Here is a 21,311-nt window from a genome sequence, read left to right as displayed (position 1 = left end):
CCCGATTACTAGCGTTTAGATGAAAAAGTCCAGGCGGAAATATATCGGCGCTTCACGCTCGGTCAGCGCGTCCGGTCGTTCCAGGGAATGCGCGAAAGTCACGCTGGCGGCCACATGCTGACCACGTGCGAACAACTCCAGCGAGTTGCTCGACATGCGCCCGTGCTGATCGCCGTTGTAGCGATCACCGCGAATTACGCCCTGGTCGTAACCGAGGCTGGTGCCGTACTCGGCGAACACCGGTTGCAGCCATTCGGCAGTCACCGGGCGGCTCCAGCGCAGGTCGTTGCGCCAGTAACCGCCGCTGTCGCCCGACAGCGATTGATCCTTGTAGCCACGGATCGACGCCGAGCCGCCGAGGCTGGTGCGCTGTGGGCTGAACAGCACGTCTTCGCTGCGCTGGCCGGTCATCAGGCTGCTGAAGCTGAAGGATTCACCGAGCAATTTGAACGGCTGCAGATAGCTCAGGGTTGCGGTGTATTTGCGGTAGCGTGCATCCGGTTCGCCGGGGCCGGGATTGTGACTGCCCTGCGCATCGAAGGCACCGATGCCCTCCTGCATGCCAGCGTCGAAGTTGACGAAAGCGCTGCCGACACGACGGCCGTGGTTGAAGCCGAATTGCGCTTCGCTGATGCGATTGCTGCTCAGTTTGAGTTTGCTGTCTTCGATGAAGTTGTTAGTGCGCAGGTACGAAAGTCCCGCACTGAGGGAGGTCTTGCTGACCGCGTCGCGATGGATCACGCGCTCGGCGCGCAGTTGATGGTTTTCGCTGTCGCCGGTCTGCTTGAAGTTGTAGCCGTTGGCGGCGATCTGCGAGCGGTACTCGCTCTGGCTGTAGGTGTAACTGAACGTCCACCAGCCCCACGGCAGGCTGTAATTGAGCATGGCGTTGTTGGAAGTGTGCTGGTGATCGGTCATCGCATCGTGGCCGCCGCGCAGGCTCAATTGGTCGGCCAGACCCAGCGGGCTGTCCCAGTCGAACGAGGTGCCCCACTGCTGCTCGCCGGTGCTGCGTTGGCCATCGTTGCTGCGCGACAGGCCGGCTCGCCATGGCTTCTGCGGCGTGTTGGTCACGCGCACCTCGCTGCCGCCGACATTCTGCCCCGGCGCCAGCTCCATTTTGGCCTGGTTGGACGGCAGGCGATTGAGCTGGTCGACCATTTGCTCGATCTCGCGCAGGTTGACCAGTTCACCGCTTTTGCCGGGAAAAGCCATGGCCAGTTCGCGATCCGAGAGCCGGCTGTTTTCTGCGCCTTTCATGCCTTCGAGTTTGCCTTCGACCACGAGCACTTTCAGGTGCCCGGCGGACAGATCCTGTTGCGGCAAATACGCGCGACTGGTGACCAGACCTTTTTCGATGTAATGGTCGGTGATGACTTTGAGCAGCTCGTTGAGCTGCGGCACGCCGAGGCATTCGCCGATATAAGGCTTGAGCAGACGCGCCTTTTCACGCTCCGAGAGGCTGTCGGCGCCCTTGAGTTCGATGTCTTTGATGGTGAAGCAGCGCGTATCGGCGGGTGCTGTCGGTTGCGCCGGTTTGGCGTCTTTGCCGGGCAGATCCTTGAGTTCTTCGAGGCGCCGCTGCTGCTCTTCGAGCAAACGGTTCTGACGTTCGCGGATCAGGTCGGTTTCACCGGGAGTGGGCGCGGCCCAGGCAGATTCAAGCGGAGAAAGGCAGAGCAGCGCCAGGCACAACCGCGCCGTGAAGGCGGGTGAAAACATGTTCGATCCCTCGACATAAAAAGTGACATCAAAATAGTGGCGCGATATTAGATGGCCATCATTTTGACGTCAAACTTATGTTTGATCCGCTCATCAGGATTTGCCGCGCTTTCATACGGGTGAAACCAGCACCTGCGTACAAGTGGTGGGCGCGTTTTGCGCGGATAGTGGCCGTTGCCCATTCGGCATCTATTCTTGCCACACACGATCACAAGGAGTTTGCATGAGCACCTTCAAGACCCAAGACGGCACCGAGATCTATTACAAGGACTGGGGCAGCGGCAAGCCCGTGCTGTTCAGCCACGGCTGGCCGCTGGATGCCGACATGTGGGAATACCAGATGGAGTACCTGAGCAGTCGCGGCTACCGCACCATCGCCTTCGACCGCCGTGGTTTCGGTCGCTCCGATCAACCATGGACCGGCTACGACTACGACACTTTCGCCGATGACATCGCTGGCCTGATCAACCATCTGGACCTGCGCGACGTGACCCTGGTCGGCTTCTCCATGGGTGGCGGCGACGTCAGCCGCTACCTCGCCCGCCACGGCAGCGAGCGCGTTGCCGGCCTGGTATTGCTCGGTGCGGTCACGCCGCTGTTCGGCAAAAAAGCCGACTTCGCCGACGGCGTCGACAAATCGGTGTTCGACGGCATCAAGGCCGGCCTGCTGAAGGATCGTGCGCAATTCATCGCTGATTTCAACGCACCGTTCTACGGCACCAATCAGGGCCAGAAAGTCTCCGACGGCGTGCTCACGCAAACCCTGAACATCGCGCTGATGGCATCGCTCAAGGGCACCGTCGACTGCGTGACCGCGTTCTCGGAAACCGACTTCCGCCCGGACATGGCCAGGATCGACGTGCCGACTCTGGTGATCCATGGCGACGGCGACCAGATCGTGCCGTTCGAAACCACCGGCAAGCAGGCCGCCGCGCAAATCAAAGGCGCCGAGTTGAAGGTCTACGCCGGCGCGCCGCACGGGTTTGCCGTGACCCATGCGCAGGCGTTGAATGAGGATCTGCTGGCGTTCCTCAACCGGTAATCCCGCCCGGCAAAAGCCGTAGTCAGATGCTGATGAACCAAGGCCCGCGCGATGCGGGCCTTGTGTTTTGCGCTATGGTATTTTCCTGCGTCCACCACTCGGAGAAGGAAATCCCATGCTGCGAATACTCGGCAAAGCCTCATCGATCAACGTGCGCAAAGTGCTGTGGACCTGTGCCGAACTGGACGTGCCGTTCGAACGCGAGGACTGGGGGTCGGGCTTCAAGTCGCCGAACACGCCGGAGTTTCTCGCGCTCAACCCCTGTGCCATGGTGCCGGTGATCCAGGACGGCGATTTCACTCTCTGGGAATCCAACACAATCATTCGTTATCTGGCGACGCGTTACGGCGGCGCCCATTTGTATCCCGCTGAGCCTATTGCCCGGGCGCGGGTCGATCAGTGGACCGACTGGCAGGCCTCAGAGCTGAATCGCTCTTGGTCGTACCCGCTGATGGCGCTGGTGCGCAAGTCGCCGGATTATCAGGATCGCGATGCCCTGGCTGCTGGCTGCCGGGACTGGACGCGCAACATGGAAATCCTTGACCGCCAACTGGAGAAGACTGGCGCTTACGTCAGTGGCGAGCAGTTTTCCCTGGCGGACATTCCGATCGGGCTGTCGGTCAATCGCTGGTTCGAAACGCCGCTCGATCACGGGAATCTGGCTGCGGTGCGCGCCTATTACGATCGCTTGAATCAGCGCGACGGTTATCGCTTGTACGGGCGTAACGGCACGCCATAAAGACACGCTCGATCAGGCTTGCTCACGCACCACGCCCCGCTCTTCAAGCAAACGCACGAACATGCTCAGACTGCGCGACACCGTGCCCCGTCGCCACACCAGCCAGGTAGTCAGATAGCGGAAGTCCGCCGTCAGCGGCCAGACACTGACCGTCGCGCTGCCGGGCATGCTTTGCAGCATTTTGCGCGGCATCAGCGCCAGGCCGGCACCGGCACTGACGCAGGCGAGCATGCCGTGGTAGGACTCCATTTCGAAGATCTTGCCGGGTACGGCAGCGTCAGTGCTGAACCATTTTTCGAAATGATGCCGGTAGGAACAGTTGGAGCGGAAGGCGTAGATATTCTCGCCGTTAACGTCCGCCGCACGTTCGACCGGTGAATGATTGAGCGGCGCGATGATGACCATTTCCTCCTCGAGCGCCGGCACGCCTTCCAGAGCCGGATGCAGCACCGGACCGTCGACGAATGCAGCGGCGAGACGCCCGGACAGCACGCCGTCGATCATCGTCCCCGATGGCCCGGTGGACAGGTCGAGGTCGACCTTCGGGTGCTGCTGGTTGTACGCCGCCAATAGTTCAGGAATACGCACCGCTGCGGTACTTTCCAGCGAGCCCAGAGGGAACGCACCTTGGGGTTCCTCCCCCGCCACCGTCCCCCGCGCTTCCTGCACCAGATCGAGAATGCGCCGCGTGTATTCGAGAAAACTCCACCCGGCCGGCGATAGACGCAAACGGCTTTTCTCGCGGATAAACAGATCGACGCCGAGGTCCTGCTCCAGCTGTTTGATCCGTGTAGTCAGGTTCGACGGCACGCGGTGAATGTGCGTGGCGGCAGCGCTGATGCTGCCGTGCTCGGCCACGGCCTTGAAGATTTCCAGTTGCACCAGATCCACAGTCATTCTCCAATCGTGAAAGAAACGCTCTGTATTATTCAGTTTCCAGAAAACTAACACCACCCTACTCTAGGCCCATCCGACGAACCTACAGGACAACGTCATGAGCCAGATTTCCAGCCAGACCCACGCCATCTCGATCAACCCTGCCACCGGCGAGCAGATCGGGCATTACGCGTTTGAATCCGCCGCTGCCCTTGATGCGGCACTGACTCGCGCTGCCTTCGCTTTTGGCAAGTGGAAGCGCAAGCCGCTGCAGGATCGTTCGCTCCTTTTGACCGCCCTCGCCGGCGCGCTGCGTGAAACCTCAGAAGCGATGGCAACCATGATCACCCGGGAAATGGGCAAGCCGATCGCCCAGGCCCGTGGCGAAATCGAGAAATGCGCCAAGCTCTGCGAGTGGTACGCCGAACACGGCCCGGCCATGCTCGACGCTGAGGCGACCCAGGTTGAAGGCGGAAAAGCGCGTATCGAGTATCGTCCGCTGGGGCCGATTCTGGCGGTGATGCCGTGGAACTTCCCGATCTGGCAAGTGCTGCGCGGCGCGGTGCCGACGCTGATCGCTGGCAACACTTACGTGCTCAAGCATGCGCCGAACGTGATGGGCAGCGCTTACCTGCTGCGCGATGCGTTCGTCCGCGCCGGTTTTCCCGATGGCGTGTTTGAGGTGATCAACGTCACCCCGGAAGGCGTTTCCAGCGCCATCGCCGATTCGCGCATCGCCGCCGTGACGCTGACCGGCAGCGTCCGCGCCGGCATGGCCATCGGTGCTCAGGCCGGTGCGGCATTGAAGAAATGCGTGCTGGAACTCGGCGGCTCCGATCCGTTCATCGTGCTCAACGATGCTGATCTGGATGAGGCGGTGCACGCGGCGGTGGTCGGTCGTTATCAGAACTCCGGCCAGGTCTGCGCGGCCGCCAAACGTCTGATCATCGAACAAGGTGTGGTCGAGGAATTCACCCGCAAGTTCGTTGAAGCGACACGTCAGTTGAAGATGGGCGATCCGCTGGAGGCCGAAACCTATATCGGGCCGATGGCGCGCTTCGATCTGCGTGATGAACTCGATCAGCAAGTGCGTGACACGTTGGAGGAAGGCGCGACGCTGCTGCTCGGCGGCAGAAAAGCCGAGGGCGCCGGCAACTTCTACGAACCGACCGTGCTGGCCGATGTAACCGACCGCATGACCTCGTTCAAGCAAGAACTGTTCGGCCCGGTCGCCTCGATCATCACCGCCCGCGATTGCGCGCACGCCGTGGCCCTGGCCAACGACAGCGATTTCGGCCTGACTGCCACGATCTACACCGCCAACGTCGCGCTGGCCGAGCAACTGACCAGCGAACTGGAAACCGGCGGCGTGTTCATCAACGGCTACTCGGCGAGCGATCCGCGTGTGACCTTCGGCGGCGTGAAAAGAGCGGCTTCGGTCGTGAGCTGTCGCACTTTGGCGTACGGGAATTCTGCAACGCGCAGACCGTGTGGCTGGATCGTAAATAAGCCGGGTGCGGTAAACCTGTGGGAGCGAGCCTGCTCGCGAAAGCGTCCTGTCAGTCACTGCTGCATCGACTGACACACCTCTTCGCGAGCAGGCTCGCTGCCACAGGGGCACGGCTGCGCAGATGATTTGGGGCACGACTCCCACATGCTCTGCTTCGATTTACAGATACTTCAGCCAGCTGATGTCCCGGCGCCGCGCTTTCAATGCAGAGAACCAGCGCACTGCCGGGAACAGCACCACCGCAAGAACCACCGCCGCCAGCCACACCGCCGTCACCGTCGAAAAGCCGAAATAGCTGCCCTGATTCAGGCCGAACAGCGCCACACCAATCAGGTACAACACCTTCAACACGTACAAGTGCAGCAGATAGAAAAACATCGGCGCCGAACCGAACACCGTCAGCCAGCCAATCCAGCGGCGACTCTGCACGCGCTCAAAGGCGAGCAACAGCAACAGCCCTATGCTCACAGTCAGCGCGAGAAACAGCAGCGACGGCGGATACTTGGTGATGTTGAAAAAACTCATCAGTGTCTGCACCAGCGAATCGCTGATCGCCCACGGTTTTTCGCCGTAGCCATTGATCAAGCGCAGCGCCACAAAGCCCAGCAATCCAGCGACCCCGGCAATCAGCAAACGACGCTGACGCACCGCCGCGTCCATGCCGCGAGCAAACCACGGCCCCAGCGCATAGCCCAGGCCGATTACACCAATCCACGGCAGCAGCGGATACGAGGTGCGCAGGCGCAGGGTGTCGCTGATCTCGATCCAGCCGCGGTCATGCAGAATCGCCCAAGGCACATGCATCGCCGACTCAACCGGGAAATGCACCGCGTCGAGCAGGTTATGCCCGACGATGATCGCCACGCTCAGCGTCATCAGCAGCGCACGTGACAACCAGACCAGCAGCGCCAGCGCAATCATGCTCAGGCCGATCGCCCAGATCACTTGCAGGTAGATCACGCTCGGCGGCAACTGGAAGGTCCAGGCGAAGTTGACCAAAGTGAATTCCAGCGCCACCAGGAACAATCCGCGCTTGAACAGAAACGCGCTGACATCGGCTTTGCCGGCGTATTTTTCACCGTACAGCCATGCCGACAAACCGGTCAGCAATACAAATACCGGCGCACACAAATGCGCCAATGTGCGGCTGAAAAACAGCGCCGGCTCGGTGCTGGCGATGTCCATCGGATCGGAGACCTGTCGGTGCAAGAGAAAGGTTTCACGTACGTGATCGAGCAGCATGAACAGGATCACCAAGCCTCTGAGCGCATCAATGGATAGCAGCCGGCCAGTCGTCAATGGGGCATTACGGGGAAGCACTGGGGTCATGGATCTTTCGCAATCGAGAGGAATAACACCGGACAGCCACAACGCCGCCCGCAAATTTCGCGTTACCTTATAACACCAGAAAAACAAAACCCAAACATGCATCATCGAAGTTGCCCATCAGCGCCAGCCTTCTATAGTGAACAGGTCCGCCCTGCCCTTGAGCGCTGTCCATGGTCAATACCGAACACCTGATCATCTGCGAGCACTGTGATTGCGTGTACGAGAAAGTCGTGCTCGCCAAACATCAGAAAACCCTGTGCGTGCGCTGCGGTGGCGTGCTGCAGCGCTTCAACGGCCTGACCATCGAGCAGCGTCTGGCCCTGACTTTCACGGCCGCGATGCTGTGGCTGTTTGCCAATTTCTATCCGGTGATGAGCATCAGCCTCAAAGGCATGAAAAACAGCGCAACCCTGTGGGATTCGGTGCTCGCGCTGAGCCAGGGACCGATCACCTTTATCGCCATGGTCGCGGCGATTGCGATCATCATCGCCCCGGCATTTCAGTTGGTGTTGCTGGTCTGGGTGTTGAGTTTCGCCCTCGGCCTGAGGCGGGCACCGGGGTTCAATCTGTGCATGCGCTGGCTGGAAACCCTGCGCCCGTGGAGCATGCTTGAGGTGTGTCTGCTGGGGGCGATGGTTGCAGTGTTCAAACTTGCCGGCCTGCTCGATGTGCTGCCGGGGATCGGCCTGTTCGCCCTGGCGGTGCTGAGCCTGATGATGATCCGCATTGCCGGCCGTGACATCCGCGAACTGTGGGACATTTTATGAAGCGTCCACCGACCGCCAGCGAACTCAACCTGTGCCTGTGCCACAGCTGTGGCCTGGCCTGCGATATGACCGACGAGCCACACGAGTGCCCACGCTGTGATGCGCCGTTGCATCGGCGCAAGACCAATTCGCTGACGCGCACCTGGGCGTACATGCTCGCCGCGCTGGCCTTTTATGTTCCGGCGAACCTGCTGCCGGTGATGAACACAGTGATGCTCGGCAACGGCGCCGACAGCACGATCATGAGCGGCGTGCTGGAGTTCTGGGAGGCCGGGGCGTGGGACATTGCCCTGATCATTTTCATCGCCAGTATCGCCGTGCCGGGGGTCAAGTTCGTCGCCCTGACCTTGCTGCTGGTCACCGTACAGCGCAACAGCGATTGGGCGCGCAGGGAGCGTTCGAAGCTGTACCGTTTCGTCGAGCTGATCGGCTATTGGTCGATGCTCGACGTACTGGTGGTCGCACTGGTCGCGGCGCTGGTGAAATTCCAGGCGCTGGGCGATATCGAGCCACGACCGGGCATCCTGTTCTTCGGCCTGGTCGTGGTGTTCACCATGCTCGCGGCGATGAGTTTCGACCCGCGCCTGATCTGGGACAAGGACATCAGCGACACGATCAGCGACGCAGCGTCTCCAGCAACACCTGCAACGGATGGCGCAGCGCCTGATCCGACTGGCGCTTGACCTGGCTGCGGCAGGAGTAGCCGGTCGCCAACGCCTCGCCCTGCTCCGCCGGCGCCTGCACCTGACGCGCCCACGACTGCTCATAAATGACTGCCGAGGTCTGGCGATTGCGTGCTTCGTGGCCGTAAGTACCGGACATGCCGCAGCAACCGGTAGCCTGCGTGGCCAGCTTCAGACCGGCACGTTCGAAGACCTGTTCCCACTGGCGGGTCGCGGCCGGCGCGTTGGTTTTCTCCGTGCAATGGGCGAGCAGACGGAACGCTTTCGGCTGAGCCTCAGGCGCCTGCTCCGGCATGACCTTGAGTAACCATTCCTGCACCAGCGCCACTTCAGGACATTCATTCAAGCCCGGCACTTTCAGGTATTCCTGGCGATAGACCAGAGTCATCGCCGGATCCAGCCCCAGCAAGGGCACGCCGGTCTGCGCCAGTGCCTGCAATTGCCCAGCGTTGCGCAACGCCGCCCGATTGAACGCCGAGAGAAAGCCCTGCACGTGCAGCGGTTTGCCGTTGGCGCTGAACGGCGCGAGATAGACCTGATAACCCAGGCGCGAAATCAACTCGACCAGATCCGCCAACAACGGCGCTTCGAAGTAGCGGGTGAAGGCATCCTGCACGATCACCACGCTGCGTTCGCGTTGCTCTGAGGTCAGTGCCGACAGCGTTGCAACCGTTGCCGGCTGCACCTGCCAACGGCGCATCGTCGCATGGAAATCGAAACGGCTGAGCAGCGGCACATCGACCATGCCACCGATCCGCGCCAGTGCGCCACGCACCCAGCCCGCGCCCATCAAGCCGTTGTACAGCGCCGGAATACGCGCCATGTACGGAATGGTGTATTCCAGCGAGGCAATCAGGTAATCCCGTGCCGGACGCAGATAACGACTGTGATACAGCTCGAGAAAACGCGAGCGAAATTCCGGCACATTGACCTTCACCGGGCACTGCCCCGCGCAGGATTTGCAGGCCAGGCAACCGGCCATGGCGTCATACACTTCATGGGAGAAGTCTGCCGACGGATCGCGGCTGTTGCGCCAGCGCTGCCACAGCGAGCGGAAAAACGCCGGTTTGCGAATCGCATCCGAGAGCACGTCGACGCCCGCCTCGCCCTGCAACCGCAGCCATTCGCGAATCAGTGAAGCGCGGCCCTTGGGCGACTGCGCGCGTTCGCGGGTGGCTTTCCACGACGGGCACATGGCGTCATCAGGATCGAAGTTGTAGCAGGCGCCGTTGCCATTGCAGTGCATGGCCGCGCCGTAGCTTTGCCAGACTTTCTCGTCGATTTGTCGATCCAGCTCGCCGCGCAGGGTCACTTCGTCGATCTTCAGCAGTGCTGCGCCGCTGTTGGCCGGCGTAGCGATTTTGCCTGGGTTGAACTGGTTGAGTGGGTCGAACGCGGCTTTCAAGGCTTGCAGTGCCGGGTACAACTCGCCGAAGAATGCCGGCGCGTACTCCGAACGCAGGCCCTTGCCATGCTCGCCCCAGAGCAGGCCGCCGTAGCGCTGGGTCAACGCCGCTACGCCATCGGACACCGGGCGTACCAGCGCCGCTTGCTGCGGGTCTTTCATGTCGAGGATCGGCCGCACGTGCAGTACGCCGGCGTCGACATGACCGAACATGCCGTACTGCAAACCGTGGCTGTCGAGCAGGTCGCGCAGTTCGGCGATGTATTCGGCCAAATGCTGCGGCGGCACTGCGGTGTCTTCAACGAACGGCTGCGGGCGGGCTTCGCCGGCGACGTTGCCGAGCAGGCCCACCGCCCGTTTGCGCATGCCATAGACCTTGTTCACCGCTGCCTGACCGATCGCCAGTGTATGTCCGAGGCGCTCCACGGTGCGGTCGTTTTGCAGATGTTCGAGGAACGCTTCGACGCGGCGTTGCAGATCTTCGGGATCGTCACCGCAGAACTCGACCAGGTTGATGCCCAGAGTCGGCCGCTCAGCGTTTTCCGGAAAATATTCGGCAACACCGTGCCAGACGATGTCCTGCATCGCCAGCAGCAAAACCTTGGAATCGACGGTTTCGATCGACAACGGCTTGAGCGCCATCAACGCCCGCGCATCACGCAAGGCATCCATGAACCCGGCATAGCGGATATTCACCAGCATCGTGTGTTTGGGAATCGGCAGCACGTTGAGCCGCGCTTCGACGACGAAGCCCAGCGAGCCCTCAGCGCCGCAGAGCACGCTATTGAGGTTGAAGCGCTGGTCGGCCTCGCGCAGATGCGCCAGGTCATAACCGGTCAGGCAGCGGTTGAGATCGGGAAAGCGTGCCTTGATCAGCTCGCCCTGTTCATCAATGATCTGCCGCGCACAACGATAGATTTCGCCGACGCGATCATCGCGGGCGCACTGCGCTGCAAGCTCATCCTCGGCCAGCGGCAGACCGTGCAGACGCTCGCCGCCGCGCAGGATCATCTCCAGTTCCAGCACATGGTCGCGGGTCTTGCCGTAGGTGCAACTGCCCTGGCCGCTGGCGTCGGTGTTGATCATGCCACCGACCGTGGCGCGGTTCGAGGTCGACAGTTCCGGAGCGAAAAACAGCCCGGCGGACTTCAGCGCGGCGTTGAGTTGGTCCTTGACCACCCCGGCCTGCACCCGCACCCAGCGTTGTTCAACATTGATTTCCAGAATGCGATTCATGTGCCGCGACAGGTCGACGACGATGCCGTCCGTCAGCGATTGACCGTTGGTGCCGGTGCCACCGCCACGCGGGGTGATCACCACCTTCTCGTACGCCCGTTGGCCAATCAGCCGTGCGACACGTGCCACATCGTCCGAATCCAGCGGAAACACCGCCGCTTGCGGCAAGCGCTGATAGATCGAGTTGTCGGTCGCGAGCACCACGCGGCTGGCATAATCAGCGCTGATTTCACCGCGAAAGCCGCTGTCCTTCAGGGCGGCGAGGAATTGTTGGTAATCGCCGGTCAGGGCTTTGGCAGGCGACAGCTGGGCAATCATCGGTCGGGTCATCTCGGTCAAATCGGGCTGTGTGGCGGTGAACAGTTGTGCGCAAGGAATGATTGCGTCAGGCTCCGCCATCTGATTGCGCCCATGTTCATTGCTGGCCAGCCATGGAACAAGCGTAATTTCGACCCGCTATCGATGAGTTTTACGAATGAATCCGCGCACCCTCACACCGTCCATGTCGCTGCTGCTGGCTTTCGAGGCCGCCGCTCGCCACGAGAGCTACACCCGCGCCGCCCATGAGCTGTCACTGACGCAGAGCGCGGTCAGCCGCCAGGTACAGATTCTCGAGAGGATGCTCGGCATGCGCCTGTTCAGTCGCGAGGGCCGGCAAGTGGTGCTGACCGATGTCGGGCGCATGTATCAGCGCGAGCTCACTGAAGCCCTCGGACAGATTCGCAGCGCAACCTTGCAGGCAATGGCGTTTGGTTCGGGCATCCATAGCCTGCGCCTGGCGACGCTGCCGACCTTCGGCTCGAAATGGCTGCTGCCACGGTTGAAGGATTTCTACACGGCGCACCCGGGCATGACCGTGCACTTGCATTCGCGGATCGAAACCATCGACTTCGACACCAGCGAAATCGACGCCGCCATCTGTGTCGGCGGCGGGGAGTGGCCAGGCCTGACCGCCCTGCCCCTGCACACCGAAGAATTGGTGGCGATTGCCAGCGCGCAGCTGTCGGCGACTGAACGCGATGAGGCCGAGCGGCACATTGCGGGGCAGTTGCTGCTCAACGTCAGCAGCAATGCCCAGGCGTGGGCGGAATGGTTCAGCCATCATCAACTGCCGCATCGCAGCATGCGGATCGGGCCAAGCTTCGAAATGACCTCGCACTTGATTCAGGCAGTACGCGCCAATATCGGCGTTGGTCTGGTGCCGCGGATTCTGGTCGAGGAGGAATTGCTCAAGGGCGAATTGCTGCAACTGGGCGAGCCGATTACCAGCCGACGCAGCTATTACCTGGTGTACCCGCCGCGTAATGAGAATTTGCCTTCGTTGAAGGCGTTCAGGGATTGGCTGGTTCATACCCTCTGAAGGATCGAGTCGCGGCCATTCGCGAGCAGGCTCGCTCCCACAGGGAAACGTATGCCAAGTGTGGGAGCGAGCCTGCTCGCGAAGAAGCCAGTCGCAACGACCTTAAAATCTCGGTTTGACCGCCCGCCAATCCGCCTTGTACCGCTGCATCTGCCGCACATCATCGCGCTGGCGAATGCCGCACGTCAGGTACTGATCATGCAGCTTGGCCAGTTGCTCATGGTCCAGTTCCAGCCCCAACCCCGGCGCACGGGTGATCTTCACGCAGCCATCGACAATCGGCAGCTTGCCGCCCTTGATCACTTCCTCGTCCGGCTCCTGCCACGGGTAGTGGGTGTCGCAGGCGTAATCCAGATTCGGCACTGCCGCCGCAACGTGCGCCATGGCCATCAGGCTGATACCCAAGTGCGAATTGGAATGCATCGACACGCCGAGGCCGAACACGTCGCACATTTTCGCCAGTGTCTGCGTATCCCGCAGGCCACCCCAGTAATGGTGGTCGGCGAGGACGATCTGCACGCTGTTCAACGCAACGCTGCGGCGGAACTCGTCGAAATCAGTGACGACCATATTGGTCGCCAAGGGCAGACCGGTGCGTTTGTGCAGTTCAGCCATGCCATCAAGGCCCGGCGTTGGGTCTTCGTAATACTGCAGGTCATCGCCGAGCAGTTCGGCCATGCGAATCGCCGTCTCCAGCGACCAGTTGCCGTTCGGGTCGATGCGCAGCGGAAAACCCGGAAAGGCTTTTTTCAGTGCCTTGATGCAAGCCACTTCATGCTCCGGCGGCAAGGTGCCGGCCTTGAGCTTGATGCTCTTGAATCCGTACGCCTCGATCATCCGCGCTGCCTGCGCGACGATCTGCTGCTCGCTCAGCGCCTCGCCCCAGTCGTCCGGCCTGTAGGGCGAGTCGATATGCTCGGCGTACTTGAAAAACAGGTAAGCGCTGAACGGCACTTCATCGCGAATCGCGCCGCCGAGCAGGTCCACCAGCGGCACGTTCAGGTAGTGCGCCTGCAAATCGAGAAACGCTACTTCGAATGCCGAGTAGGCATTGCTCACCGCTTTGCTGGCGTGGGAACCGGGGGCCAGTTCAGCGCCAGCGACGCTGGCGGGTTTATTCGCCCCCACGGTGGCCTGCACGATTGCGCGCAACTGATTGAGGTTGAACGGATCAAGGCCGATCAACTGGGTCTGCAATTGTTGCTGGATCGCCAGCGCCGGCGCATCGCCGTAGCTTTCGCCGAGGCCGATGTAACCGTTGTCACTTTCAATCTCGATGATCGAGCGCAGGGCAAAAGGTTCGTGGATGCCACTGGCGTTGAGCAGTGGCGGATCGCGAAAGGCAATCGGGGTGACGCTGACACGGGTGATTTTCAAGATAACGCTCCTGACGGATCAACAATCGATTCAGTGGCTCGCAGCCGGACGAGCCGGCGCCACAACGGCGGCTTCGTCACTTGGTTTTGCCGGGGTTTTGCCTTTGGCGCCAGGCGCCGTGCGGGCGAAGAAGATCCCCACGGCGGCGACCAGCGATGTCGCCGCCAAGCCATACAGGCCGCCCTCGATGGAGCCGGTGGTTTGTTCGAGAATGCCGAACGCGGTCGGCGCGACGAAGCCGCCAAGGTTGCCGATGGAATTGATCAGCGCGATCACCGCCGCAGCGATGCGCGCGTCCAGATAGCTTTGCGGAATCGGCCAGAACAGCGCCGATGCCGCTTTGAAGCCGATGGCGGCAAAGCAGATGGCGACGAAGGCAAACACCGGGCCGCCGGTGGTCGACATGAACATGCCGATGGCGGCGATCACCAGGGTCAGCGCGACCCAGGCCTGCTGGAATTTCCATTTGCCGGCCATCGCTGCGAAGCCATACATGGCGACAATCGAAATGATCCACGGAATCGAATTGAGCAGCCCGACCTGGAAATCTCCGAGGTTACCCATCTTCTTGATCATGCTCGGCAACCAGAACGTCGCGCCGTAAATGGTCAGGGCAATGGAAAAATAGATGAAGCAGAACAGCGCGATCTGTCGGTCAGCCAACAGCTTTAACATCGACGGCTTGGCGACTTGTACCGCTTCGCGAGCGCGCTGCTCCTCGGCAATCGCCGCGACCAGTGCGTCTCGCTCTTCCTCGCTCAGCCACTTGGCTTGGCGCGGGTGCGATTGCAGCCAGAACCAGACGAAAGCACACAACACCACCGACGCTGCGCCTTCGATCAGAAACATCCACTGCCAGCCGTGCATGCCCAATCCGCTGATATGCAACAGCGCACCGGACACCGGGCCGGAAATGACCGAGGCAATCGCCGAGCCGCTGAGAAACACCGCCATGGTTTTGCCGCGCTCGGACGCTGGCAGCCACTGGGTGAAGTAGTAAATGATCCCCGGGAAGAACCCGGCCTCGGCCGCCCCAAGAATAAAGCGCAGTACATAGAAGCTGGCTTCACCTTGAACGAAGGCCATGGCCATGGCTGCGGCGCCCCAGGTGAACATGATCCGCGTCAGCCAGACCCGCGCGCCGTAGCGCTGCAACAGCATGTTCGACGGCACTTCGAACAGTGCGTAACCGATGAAAAACAGCCCGGCGCCAAGTCCGTACGCCGCTGCGCCGATACCCAGATCGGTTTCCAGATGGCTGCGCACGAAACCGATATTGACCCGGTCGATGTAATTGACGATGAACATCACCACGAACAGCGGGAGCACGTGGCGTTTGACCTTGGCGGCGGCGCGGGCGAGCACCGTGATGTCCGGCGGACTCTGGAGGGTTTTCAAGGGGCGACTCCCGATCTTGTTTTTTTAGGGATGACTTGAAGCAATGAGCCGATCATGGACGTCGCGCATTGATCCCGTCTAATCTAAACAGGCACTCGATTGATACCCGGATTAGATCAATGTTCGAGCTCACCCAACTGCGCTGTTTCACCACGGTCGCCACCGAACTCAACTTTCGCCGCGCCGCCGAGCGCCTGAACATGACCCAGCCGCCGCTGAGCCGGCAGATTCAGCTGCTGGAGCATCACCTTGGCGTCGAACTGTTCACCCGCAGTACCCGCAGCGTTGCGCTGACGGCAGCCGGCCGGGCATTTTTCGTCGAAGCGCAGAATCTGCTGGAGCGCGCCCAGCAAGCAGCGATCACCGCACGCCGGTTTGCCGAGGGCGACATTGGCTCGGTGAACATCGCGTTCGTCGGCAGCGCGGTATATGAATTTCTGCCCAAGGTGATCGCCGAAGCGCGACTTAAACAGCCTCAGGTGAAAATAGATCTGGCAGAGATGAATACCTATCAGCAGCACGAGGCCTTGCGCGCTCGTCGTATCGACCTGGGCATCGCCCGGGCGCCATTGCAGGAACCGGGCTATGCCACCGAATGCCTGGTGCGCGAACCATTTGTGCTGGCGGTGCCGAGCGGGCATCGGTTGGCCAATGCAGCTGAGGTATCAGTGGCTGATCTGGATAAACAACCGTTCCTGATGTACTCCCATGAAGCCTATCCGCCGTTCAACGAACTGTTGACCGGCACGCTGCGTTCAGCGCGGGTGGCGCCGGATTACGTGCAGTGGCTGGGCTCGTCACTGACGATTCTGGCGCTGGTCAACGCTGGCATGGGTCTGGCGCTGGTACCGCGTTGCGCGACCAGCGTGGTGTTCAGGAATGTGGTGTTTCGCGAGATCGATCTGGGCGAAGGGGTGCAGAGCGAGCTGCATCTAATCTGGCGTGAGAACAATGACAACCCGGCGTTCGCGATGTTGCTGGAGGCGATTCGCCGGGCGGTGGTGCAGGGTTGGGGCTGAAAATTATTGTGGCAACCTGTATTTGAGCGGAGGCGGAGCGCTCGGGGCTTTGATCAACGGCTCCTCCAGCGGCTTGCCGTCAGGCCCAGTGAACAGGCGTTCGTATTGCTTTGGCATTGGTCGCGGTGCTCTTGCAGTCGTCATGATGAACCCTCTGATACCGGGCTGAATTCAACCCACTTAACTTGCGCGGAATCTATCAGCAAAATTTCGGCACCAAAAGGCGTCGACTTGCCATCGTCATTAACCCAACGTGGATTCTGCATCACGAACTGCCCACAACTGGATTCGGACGGCCACTCGACAGGCCAGCCAAACACGCGCCTCTCGTCATGTAAATGCAGGGTTATGAACCGGTCGAACTGGGCGAAAGCGCAGAACCATTCACTGGGGAAAGAAGATTGTTTCGTGACGTTTCGCTTACGTAACCAGCCGTGCAATTTGTCACTCGTAGCCAGGTAACAGGCAAACAATCCCAGCATCAGCGAAAACACAAATGCCCAGAGCGTTTGCGCCCGATCATCCCAGTTTCCTAATGAAAAACCCTTCGAGCCAATCCACAAACAGAGGTTGCCCACCGCCAACACCGCGCCCTGAATCACAAATGTGAATATCAGCGCCTGCACGATCTGGCCGAACGTATCCGGTCGTTTGAATGCCGTAAGTGAATAGAAGATCCAGGTCGATAGAAACCCCGGGATGAGGTACTGCAACAGCGGAATGATGTCCTTGACCAGATCATCCATGATCCGAGACTCCTTTCAGTCATGCCGATCCCGTCACGGGCCGACATCCACAGCCTAGTCAAGGATCCTGCTGCGCCTCGCGGGCAACTGTCACAGCTCATTGCGAGCGTTTGGCGGGAGTCTCCATCCAATGAAAAAAGGCAGACACCGAACTTCGGTGTCTGCCTTTTTTGAGATCCGGGCGCCCGGTTACAGGCAGTCACGCACCGATTGGCGCAGCGATCCGGACTTGGCCCAAGGCGGCCCCTGATAGAGGGACACTTTGCTGCCGTCCTTGTATTTGACGATATCGAGAATCTCATCCGCCGTGATAATGCTCGGCGCGGTAATCCGGTAGCCGTTGGAAATAGACGTCTGCGAAGTCTTGGCCACGTCCTTCTGCCACAGCGGTAACAAACACGCGGCATATTCCTTGGGAGGCTTGTCACTGGTCTTGCTGAGGTTTGGCTCGCCCGGCACCAGCGATGCTGGTAACGAGCAACCCGTCAACAGGGCCAGTGCCAAAGTGCCGATCCATACGCGCATGCTGTTTACCTGTTCCGAAAAAACGTGAATGTACCGTTTAACGGCGTGCACATCCATCGTGGCACCCCGCCGTTACCGGGGTTTGGACAATTTTTTACATCGGTTCAGCCGGGCGTCAGATGGCCTGGCCCCAGGTGGAAAAATGCGACTACTCTTTTCTACCGAGAATGTTCTGGAGGTGATCATGCGGCTCAATGAATACGAACACGAACTTCAACGGGATTTGCAAAGCGTGGCGTCGGACCTGAGGTGGTCGGCGGTCGACCTCAAGCGCATTGCCGAACAATTGCGCAAATCAGGTAACGAGGCAGACGCCCAGACTGTGTTGCGGTCTTGCGAAATCCTGCAAAACGACGAAGAGAGATTGCAGATCTATGCCAAGGAGGTAAAAGCCCGGACCATCAGCCGAATCAAGGTGCACTGACTCCTGATCCAAACAGAAGCCCCGGTCGAAACCGGGGCTCTTTCGTTATAACGCATCAACTCACGTTCTGGCTTTGCACCCGCTTGGCGCGTTGCTTGTAACCAGGAAGCGCCGCCGCATAGGCCATCGCTTCCTCCCTGCTGGTGAATGACGCCAACCGGTCGCCCTGAGTGCAAACCCGCCATGGGCCGTTGTTCACGCTAAGCACGTCATAACCGTTCATGTGCAGCTTGTTCAGCATTGGAATGCTCATGAGCACCTCCATTTCGTCAACGGTGTTTTCGGTGTACGGGCTTACCTTACACCCGCTCCCCGCTGCGGTGTAAACCGGATTAGCCCTGGCACATGTCAATTCACTGGCACTTTTTGCTACGCAAATGGCTCCGAATCAAGAGGGAACCTTTAAATCCGCTTGCGGCTCGAATATTGCAGATTGATTACAGATTTATGACACGCATCAACAGGGCAATCATGAAAGTACGCGCCACCGTCATTTGCGAGCAGGATCGCCATATCCTCCTGGTACGCAAACCCCGCCATCACTGGTCATTACCCGGGGGCAAAGTCGAACCCGGGGAAACCCGTGCGGCGGCAGCCGTGCGCGAGTTGCAGGAGGAAACCGGGCTCAATGCGGAGGACGTCCTGTACCTGATGGATTTTCAGGCGGGCAGTACGCGGCATCATGTGTACGAGGCTTCGGTGGTCAACCTCGACGACGTGCGCCCGCAGAACGAAATCGTCGATTGCATCTGGTACCCGCTCGATGCCGTGCACAATCTTGAAACCAATGAAGCGACAAGGCGCATCGTGCAGGCCTTTCAACGGCGTTTATAACGATCAGCCAGCGAACGCCCGGCGACCGGCGCTGATTTCCGTGCGCAACTCACCAATGAAATTTGAAATATCGCGAATCGTCACCAGATGCTCGGGAGAAACGCCGTCAAGCAACAACTCGACACGCCCACTGCCCGGCTCATACACCTTGATCCGCAACAGACCTTGCCCGGTCGGTGTGCAATCACACTTGAACGTGGGGAAGCCTGACTCGACGATCCGGCAGATATCGGCAATGGCAAGCATGGACGGGCGCCTCGCAGGCGGAGAATCGATCCATCGAGCATAGACCCACGGTGTGTTTACTGCCCGCTCGAGAATGCCAAGCCGATCACAACTCACTCATGCCATTCAATGCGCGTCGTGATCCCAGATCCAGTTCCACATTCCGGGCAGATTCACCGGCTCAGCGCTTTGCTGAACCGTACGCGCCAACGCAGCTTTTTCCAGTGAGGCCTGATTGTCGTAGAACGGCTTGTCCGCCAGTCTGACCCCGGTCGCCGCCGCGCTATCGAGCAGAATCTGCAGATATTCGCGAGTGTGGCGCGCGGTGTAGCGATTGAGGTCATGGAACGTCACCACGACCGGAATTACCCTGTCCACCGTCGGCAATTGACCCTCGGCGATGCGCTCGCGCACTTCCGATAACTGCCGCAGCATGTTCGCCCGACGCCGAGGGCTGGCGTTGAAGCCCCAGATCTTGCCGTCGTTGGCACTCAGGTCCGTGAGCAAGACATGCAAGCCGTGTTTTTGATAGGCCGCAAATGTGCGCTTGTCGTAGTTCCAGAACGGTGGGCGCAACAGCTTGGGCTGCGCCCCGGTGATAGCGGCGATGTCAGCACTGCCATCGGTCAGCGACTGCTCCAGTTCTTGCGGTTCGAGCGAGCGATGGTTGGTGTGCCAATGAGTCGCGGTGTGGAAAGCGAGAATATGTCCCTCGCCGTGTTCACGCCGCATCAGGCTGCGACCGATCTCGCTGTTGCCTGCTCGGGGTGCTCGGGTCTGCACGAAAAACACGGCTTTGATATTTGCCTGCAGCGGATTGCTTTTGAGGCTGTCGAGCACCGTCGCCGTTGGATTCCACAACCCTGAAGCACTTGGGCCATCATCGAACGTCAGCAAAAAACGTACGGGGGCCTGGGCCATCAGGCGCGTTTCGGTTTGCGTGGTCATTTCAATCGGCGCGGCGATGCAACCGGCCAGACCGAGCGCGATGAGCGCAACACAAAGAAGTTTGCATCCGGATGTCATGTCTTGCCCTGAGGCCGAGGCCGTCGTGTTGTCGAATGGCAAAACTCCATCGCCTTTGTCCATCCCTGCGCGGCTATCCGCGAGCGCAGGTTGGATAAGGTACACAGGGTTTGGTTCCGGTGCTGGTTTCAGTGCGTCATCGGCCGGCACGCAGGTCCGACTAGACTCAAATTTCCTCAAGGAGATTTCATCCATGTGCGGAAGACTCACGCAGTACCGTGGGATTCACGATTTCGTTGCGGTGCTGAGCATCCCCGATGCGTTGATCAATCACGTTGGCGATGCGCCGCTCAATCGCTACAACGCAGCGCCCACCACTACGCTGGCGGTTCTGCACCAGCACGAACAGGCCATTCATGCCGATAATTTGCGTTGGGGCTGGCGGCCGCATTGGGCCAAGGATCGTGCCCCGCCTATCAACGCTCGGGTAGAGAAAGTCGCCCACGGCGCGTTCTTCCGGGCGATCTGGCGGCAGCGGCTGATCGTGCCGGTCGACAATTGGTATGAATGGGTTGATAGCGGGGAAAAATCCCGACAGCCCTGGTTGATTCGTCGGGCGGATCAGGCTCCGGTCTTCTGTGCCGGTATCGGCCAATTTCCGGCACCGGGGGTTGCGCCGAGGGAGGACGACGGGTTCGTCATCATCACCGCTGACAGCCTGGGCGGCCTGCTCGATATTCACGACCGCCGCCCGGTGGTCTTCGATTCGGCGCGAGCTCGGGAATGGCTTGATCCGGCTACGCCAGTGGAGCGCGCCGAGCAGATGCTGCTGTTTGAAGGCGAGCCCAGTGATGCCTTCGAATGGTACAAAGTCGGCAAAGCGGTCGGCAATACGCGTCATCAGGGTGCGCAATTGATAGAACGAGTCGACTAAATAATCCGTCCATCCTTGCGTTAATCAAGCAACGCCGCCACTGAGTCCCCTGCGTTACAAAAAGTGTTTCAACCGCGATACAACGCCCGTAAAACAGCCGTTTGAGCGAATCAACCGCCTGTCAGACATTTCGACAGTCATACATACATTTTCCCGCGCTGCGGATAGCATGCGCGCCGCCTTTCCGATTGGTA

General features: G+C 60.2%; 20 protein-coding genes and 1 pseudogene. 10 read left to right on the top strand and 11 right to left on the bottom strand.

Annotated elements, in window-relative coordinates; all coding sequences use genetic code 11:
- Positions 1 to 15: 15 nt before the first annotated feature.
- On the bottom strand, positions 16 to 1,722 hold the full coding sequence (locus OC605_RS23705; RefSeq protein WP_262139844.1) for a ShlB/FhaC/HecB family hemolysin secretion/activation protein: 1,707 nt from the start codon (positions 1,720 to 1,722) through the stop codon (positions 16 to 18).
- A gap of 223 nt (positions 1,723 to 1,945) precedes the next feature.
- On the opposite strand from OC605_RS23705, the gene OC605_RS23700 reads away from it, so the two are divergent.
- A complete protein-coding gene (locus OC605_RS23700) occupies positions 1,946 to 2,764 on the top strand; it encodes an alpha/beta fold hydrolase (protein WP_262139842.1) in 819 nt (272 codons plus the stop codon).
- Between the two features lie 115 nt (positions 2,765 to 2,879).
- Positions 2,880 to 3,503, top strand: a complete 624-nt coding sequence (locus tag OC605_RS23695) for a glutathione S-transferase family protein (RefSeq protein WP_262139840.1) — start codon at positions 2,880 to 2,882, stop codon at positions 3,501 to 3,503.
- 12 nt (positions 3,504 to 3,515) lie between these two features.
- Here the strand turns inward: OC605_RS23695 and ptrR are convergent, their stop codons facing one another.
- Positions 3,516 to 4,394: a putrescine utilization regulator PtrR gene (gene ptrR, locus OC605_RS23690; protein WP_262139935.1), complete on the bottom strand. Its 879-nt coding sequence runs from the start codon at positions 4,392 to 4,394 to the stop codon at positions 3,516 to 3,518.
- Between the two features lie 103 nt (positions 4,395 to 4,497).
- Here ptrR and OC605_RS23685 point away from each other — a divergent pair.
- A pseudogene (locus OC605_RS23685) lies at positions 4,498 to 5,888 on the top strand (aldehyde dehydrogenase family protein).
- 160 nt (positions 5,889 to 6,048) lie between these two features.
- On the opposite strand, the gene OC605_RS23680 reads toward OC605_RS23685, so the two are convergent.
- The gene (locus OC605_RS23680; RefSeq protein ID WP_262139838.1) at positions 6,049 to 7,218 is read right to left on the bottom strand and encodes a DUF1624 domain-containing protein; all 1,170 of its coding nucleotides are present in this window, start codon (positions 7,216 to 7,218) and stop codon (positions 6,049 to 6,051) included.
- 170 nt (positions 7,219 to 7,388) lie between these two features.
- Between OC605_RS23680 and OC605_RS23675 the strand changes: the two genes are divergently transcribed.
- Together OC605_RS23675 and OC605_RS23670 are read left to right on the top strand one after the other, a co-directional pair.
- The gene (locus OC605_RS23675) at positions 7,389 to 7,985 is read left to right on the top strand and encodes a paraquat-inducible protein A (protein WP_016775060.1); all 597 of its coding nucleotides are present in this window, start codon (positions 7,389 to 7,391) and stop codon (positions 7,983 to 7,985) included.
- The gene (locus OC605_RS23670; RefSeq protein ID WP_262139836.1) at positions 7,982 to 8,668 is read left to right on the top strand and encodes a paraquat-inducible protein A; all 687 of its coding nucleotides are present in this window, start codon (positions 7,982 to 7,984) and stop codon (positions 8,666 to 8,668) included. The genes OC605_RS23675 and OC605_RS23670 overlap by 4 nt, the downstream gene beginning before the upstream one ends.
- Here OC605_RS23670 and OC605_RS23665 read toward each other — a convergent pair.
- Positions 8,601 to 11,627, bottom strand: a complete 3,027-nt coding sequence (locus OC605_RS23665) for an FAD-binding and (Fe-S)-binding domain-containing protein (RefSeq protein WP_262139933.1) — start codon at positions 11,625 to 11,627, stop codon at positions 8,601 to 8,603. The genes OC605_RS23670 and OC605_RS23665 overlap by 68 nt on opposite strands.
- A 157-nt stretch (positions 11,628 to 11,784) precedes the next feature.
- On the opposite strand from OC605_RS23665, the gene OC605_RS23660 reads away from it, so the two are divergent.
- Positions 11,785 to 12,669 (top strand): LysR substrate-binding domain-containing protein, encoded by an 885-nt coding sequence (locus OC605_RS23660; RefSeq protein ID WP_262139834.1) that lies wholly within the window; start codon positions 11,785 to 11,787, stop codon positions 12,667 to 12,669.
- A 102-nt stretch (positions 12,670 to 12,771) separates the two neighbouring features.
- On the opposite strand, the gene OC605_RS23655 is transcribed toward OC605_RS23660, so the two are convergent.
- Positions 12,772 to 14,046 carry a glucarate dehydratase family protein gene (locus OC605_RS23655; RefSeq protein WP_262139832.1) on the bottom strand — a complete coding sequence of 425 codons (1,275 nt, stop codon included), beginning with the start codon at positions 14,044 to 14,046 and terminating at the stop codon, positions 12,772 to 12,774.
- 30 nt (positions 14,047 to 14,076) lie between these two features.
- The gene (locus OC605_RS23650; protein WP_262139831.1) at positions 14,077 to 15,444 is read right to left on the bottom strand and encodes an MFS transporter; all 1,368 of its coding nucleotides are present in this window, start codon (positions 15,442 to 15,444) and stop codon (positions 14,077 to 14,079) included.
- Between the two features lie 119 nt (positions 15,445 to 15,563).
- Here OC605_RS23650 and OC605_RS23645 point away from each other — a divergent pair, with 119 nt between their 5' ends.
- Positions 15,564 to 16,463 (top strand): LysR family transcriptional regulator, encoded by a 900-nt coding sequence (locus OC605_RS23645; RefSeq protein WP_016775066.1) that lies wholly within the window; start codon positions 15,564 to 15,566, stop codon positions 16,461 to 16,463.
- A 140-nt stretch (positions 16,464 to 16,603) separates the two neighbouring features.
- Here OC605_RS23645 and OC605_RS23640 read toward each other — a convergent pair whose 3' ends face one another.
- Both OC605_RS23640 and OC605_RS23635 read right to left on the bottom strand, forming a co-directional pair.
- A complete protein-coding gene (locus tag OC605_RS23640) occupies positions 16,604 to 17,209 on the bottom strand; it encodes a DUF6338 family protein (RefSeq protein ID WP_016775068.1) in 606 nt (201 codons plus the stop codon).
- A gap of 189 nt (positions 17,210 to 17,398) precedes the next feature.
- A complete protein-coding gene (locus tag OC605_RS23635; RefSeq protein ID WP_024013232.1) occupies positions 17,399 to 17,734 on the bottom strand; it encodes a hypothetical protein in 336 nt (111 codons plus the stop codon).
- A gap of 184 nt (positions 17,735 to 17,918) precedes the next feature.
- Here OC605_RS23635 and OC605_RS23630 point away from each other — a divergent pair, with 184 nt between their 5' ends.
- Positions 17,919 to 18,158, top strand: a complete 240-nt coding sequence (locus tag OC605_RS23630) for a hypothetical protein (RefSeq protein WP_051600740.1) — start codon at positions 17,919 to 17,921, stop codon at positions 18,156 to 18,158.
- A gap of 55 nt (positions 18,159 to 18,213) precedes the next feature.
- Here OC605_RS23630 and OC605_RS23625 read toward each other — a convergent pair whose 3' ends face one another.
- Positions 18,214 to 18,411 (bottom strand): hypothetical protein, encoded by a 198-nt coding sequence (locus tag OC605_RS23625; RefSeq protein WP_024013234.1) that lies wholly within the window; start codon positions 18,409 to 18,411, stop codon positions 18,214 to 18,216.
- A 218-nt stretch (positions 18,412 to 18,629) separates the two neighbouring features.
- On the opposite strand from OC605_RS23625, the gene OC605_RS23620 reads away from it, so the two are divergent.
- Positions 18,630 to 18,992, top strand: a complete 363-nt coding sequence (locus OC605_RS23620; protein WP_186566706.1) for an NUDIX hydrolase — start codon at positions 18,630 to 18,632, stop codon at positions 18,990 to 18,992.
- A gap of 3 nt (positions 18,993 to 18,995) precedes the next feature.
- Here the strand turns inward: OC605_RS23620 and OC605_RS23615 are convergent, their stop codons facing one another.
- A complete protein-coding gene (locus OC605_RS23615; RefSeq protein WP_016775073.1) occupies positions 18,996 to 19,238 on the bottom strand; it encodes a DUF1652 domain-containing protein in 243 nt (80 codons plus the stop codon).
- 105 nt (positions 19,239 to 19,343) lie between these two features.
- Positions 19,344 to 20,243, bottom strand: a complete 900-nt coding sequence (locus OC605_RS23610; RefSeq protein WP_262139826.1) for a polysaccharide deacetylase family protein — start codon at positions 20,241 to 20,243, stop codon at positions 19,344 to 19,346.
- 193 nt (positions 20,244 to 20,436) lie between these two features.
- On the opposite strand from OC605_RS23610, the gene OC605_RS23605 reads away from it, so the two are divergent.
- Positions 20,437 to 21,117, top strand: coding sequence for an SOS response-associated peptidase (locus tag OC605_RS23605; RefSeq protein ID WP_262139824.1), 681 nt, complete (start codon positions 20,437 to 20,439; stop codon positions 21,115 to 21,117).
- Positions 21,118 to 21,311: the final 194 nt, after the last annotated feature.

Origin of the sequence: Pseudomonas sp. Marseille-Q5117 (assembly GCF_946901175.1) — a bacterium.
Classification (GTDB): domain Bacteria; phylum Pseudomonadota; class Gammaproteobacteria; order Pseudomonadales; family Pseudomonadaceae; genus Aquipseudomonas; species Aquipseudomonas iranensis.
This window is presented reverse-complemented; position numbering and strand designations above follow the sequence as displayed.

What these genes read in the sequence shown, in the direction of transcription:
- OC605_RS23705 (WP_262139844.1), bottom strand. Translation starts at nt 1,722, where the DNA reads ATGTTTTCACCCGCCTTCACGGCGCGGTTGTGCCTGGCGCTGCTCTGC.
- OC605_RS23700 (WP_262139842.1), top strand. Translation starts at nt 1,946, where the DNA reads ATGAGCACCTTCAAGACCCAAGACGGCACCGAGATCTATTACAAGGAC.
- OC605_RS23695 (WP_262139840.1), top strand. Translation starts at nt 2,880, where the DNA reads ATGCTGCGAATACTCGGCAAAGCCTCATCGATCAACGTGCGCAAAGTG.
- OC605_RS23680 (WP_262139838.1), bottom strand. Translation starts at nt 7,218, where the DNA reads ATGACCCCAGTGCTTCCCCGTAATGCCCCATTGACGACTGGCCGGCTG.
- OC605_RS23675 (WP_016775060.1), top strand. Translation starts at nt 7,389, where the DNA reads ATGGTCAATACCGAACACCTGATCATCTGCGAGCACTGTGATTGCGTG.
- OC605_RS23670 (WP_262139836.1), top strand. Translation starts at nt 7,982, where the DNA reads ATGAAGCGTCCACCGACCGCCAGCGAACTCAACCTGTGCCTGTGCCAC.
- OC605_RS23665 (WP_262139933.1), bottom strand. Translation starts at nt 11,627, where the DNA reads ATGATTGCCCAGCTGTCGCCTGCCAAAGCCCTGACCGGCGATTACCAA.
- OC605_RS23660 (WP_262139834.1), top strand. Translation starts at nt 11,785, where the DNA reads ATGAATCCGCGCACCCTCACACCGTCCATGTCGCTGCTGCTGGCTTTC.
- OC605_RS23645 (WP_016775066.1), top strand. Translation starts at nt 15,564, where the DNA reads ATGTTCGAGCTCACCCAACTGCGCTGTTTCACCACGGTCGCCACCGAA.
- OC605_RS23640 (WP_016775068.1), bottom strand. Translation starts at nt 17,209, where the DNA reads ATGGATGATCTGGTCAAGGACATCATTCCGCTGTTGCAGTACCTCATC.
- OC605_RS23635 (WP_024013232.1), bottom strand. Translation starts at nt 17,734, where the DNA reads ATGCGCGTATGGATCGGCACTTTGGCACTGGCCCTGTTGACGGGTTGC.
- OC605_RS23630 (WP_051600740.1), top strand. Translation starts at nt 17,919, where the DNA reads ATGCGGCTCAATGAATACGAACACGAACTTCAACGGGATTTGCAAAGC.
- OC605_RS23625 (WP_024013234.1), bottom strand. Translation starts at nt 18,411, where the DNA reads ATGAGCATTCCAATGCTGAACAAGCTGCACATGAACGGTTATGACGTG.
- OC605_RS23620 (WP_186566706.1), top strand. Translation starts at nt 18,630, where the DNA reads ATGAAAGTACGCGCCACCGTCATTTGCGAGCAGGATCGCCATATCCTC.
- OC605_RS23615 (WP_016775073.1), bottom strand. Translation starts at nt 19,238, where the DNA reads ATGCTTGCCATTGCCGATATCTGCCGGATCGTCGAGTCAGGCTTCCCC.
- OC605_RS23610 (WP_262139826.1), bottom strand. Translation starts at nt 20,243, where the DNA reads ATGACATCCGGATGCAAACTTCTTTGTGTTGCGCTCATCGCGCTCGGT.
- OC605_RS23605 (WP_262139824.1), top strand. Translation starts at nt 20,437, where the DNA reads ATGTGCGGAAGACTCACGCAGTACCGTGGGATTCACGATTTCGTTGCG.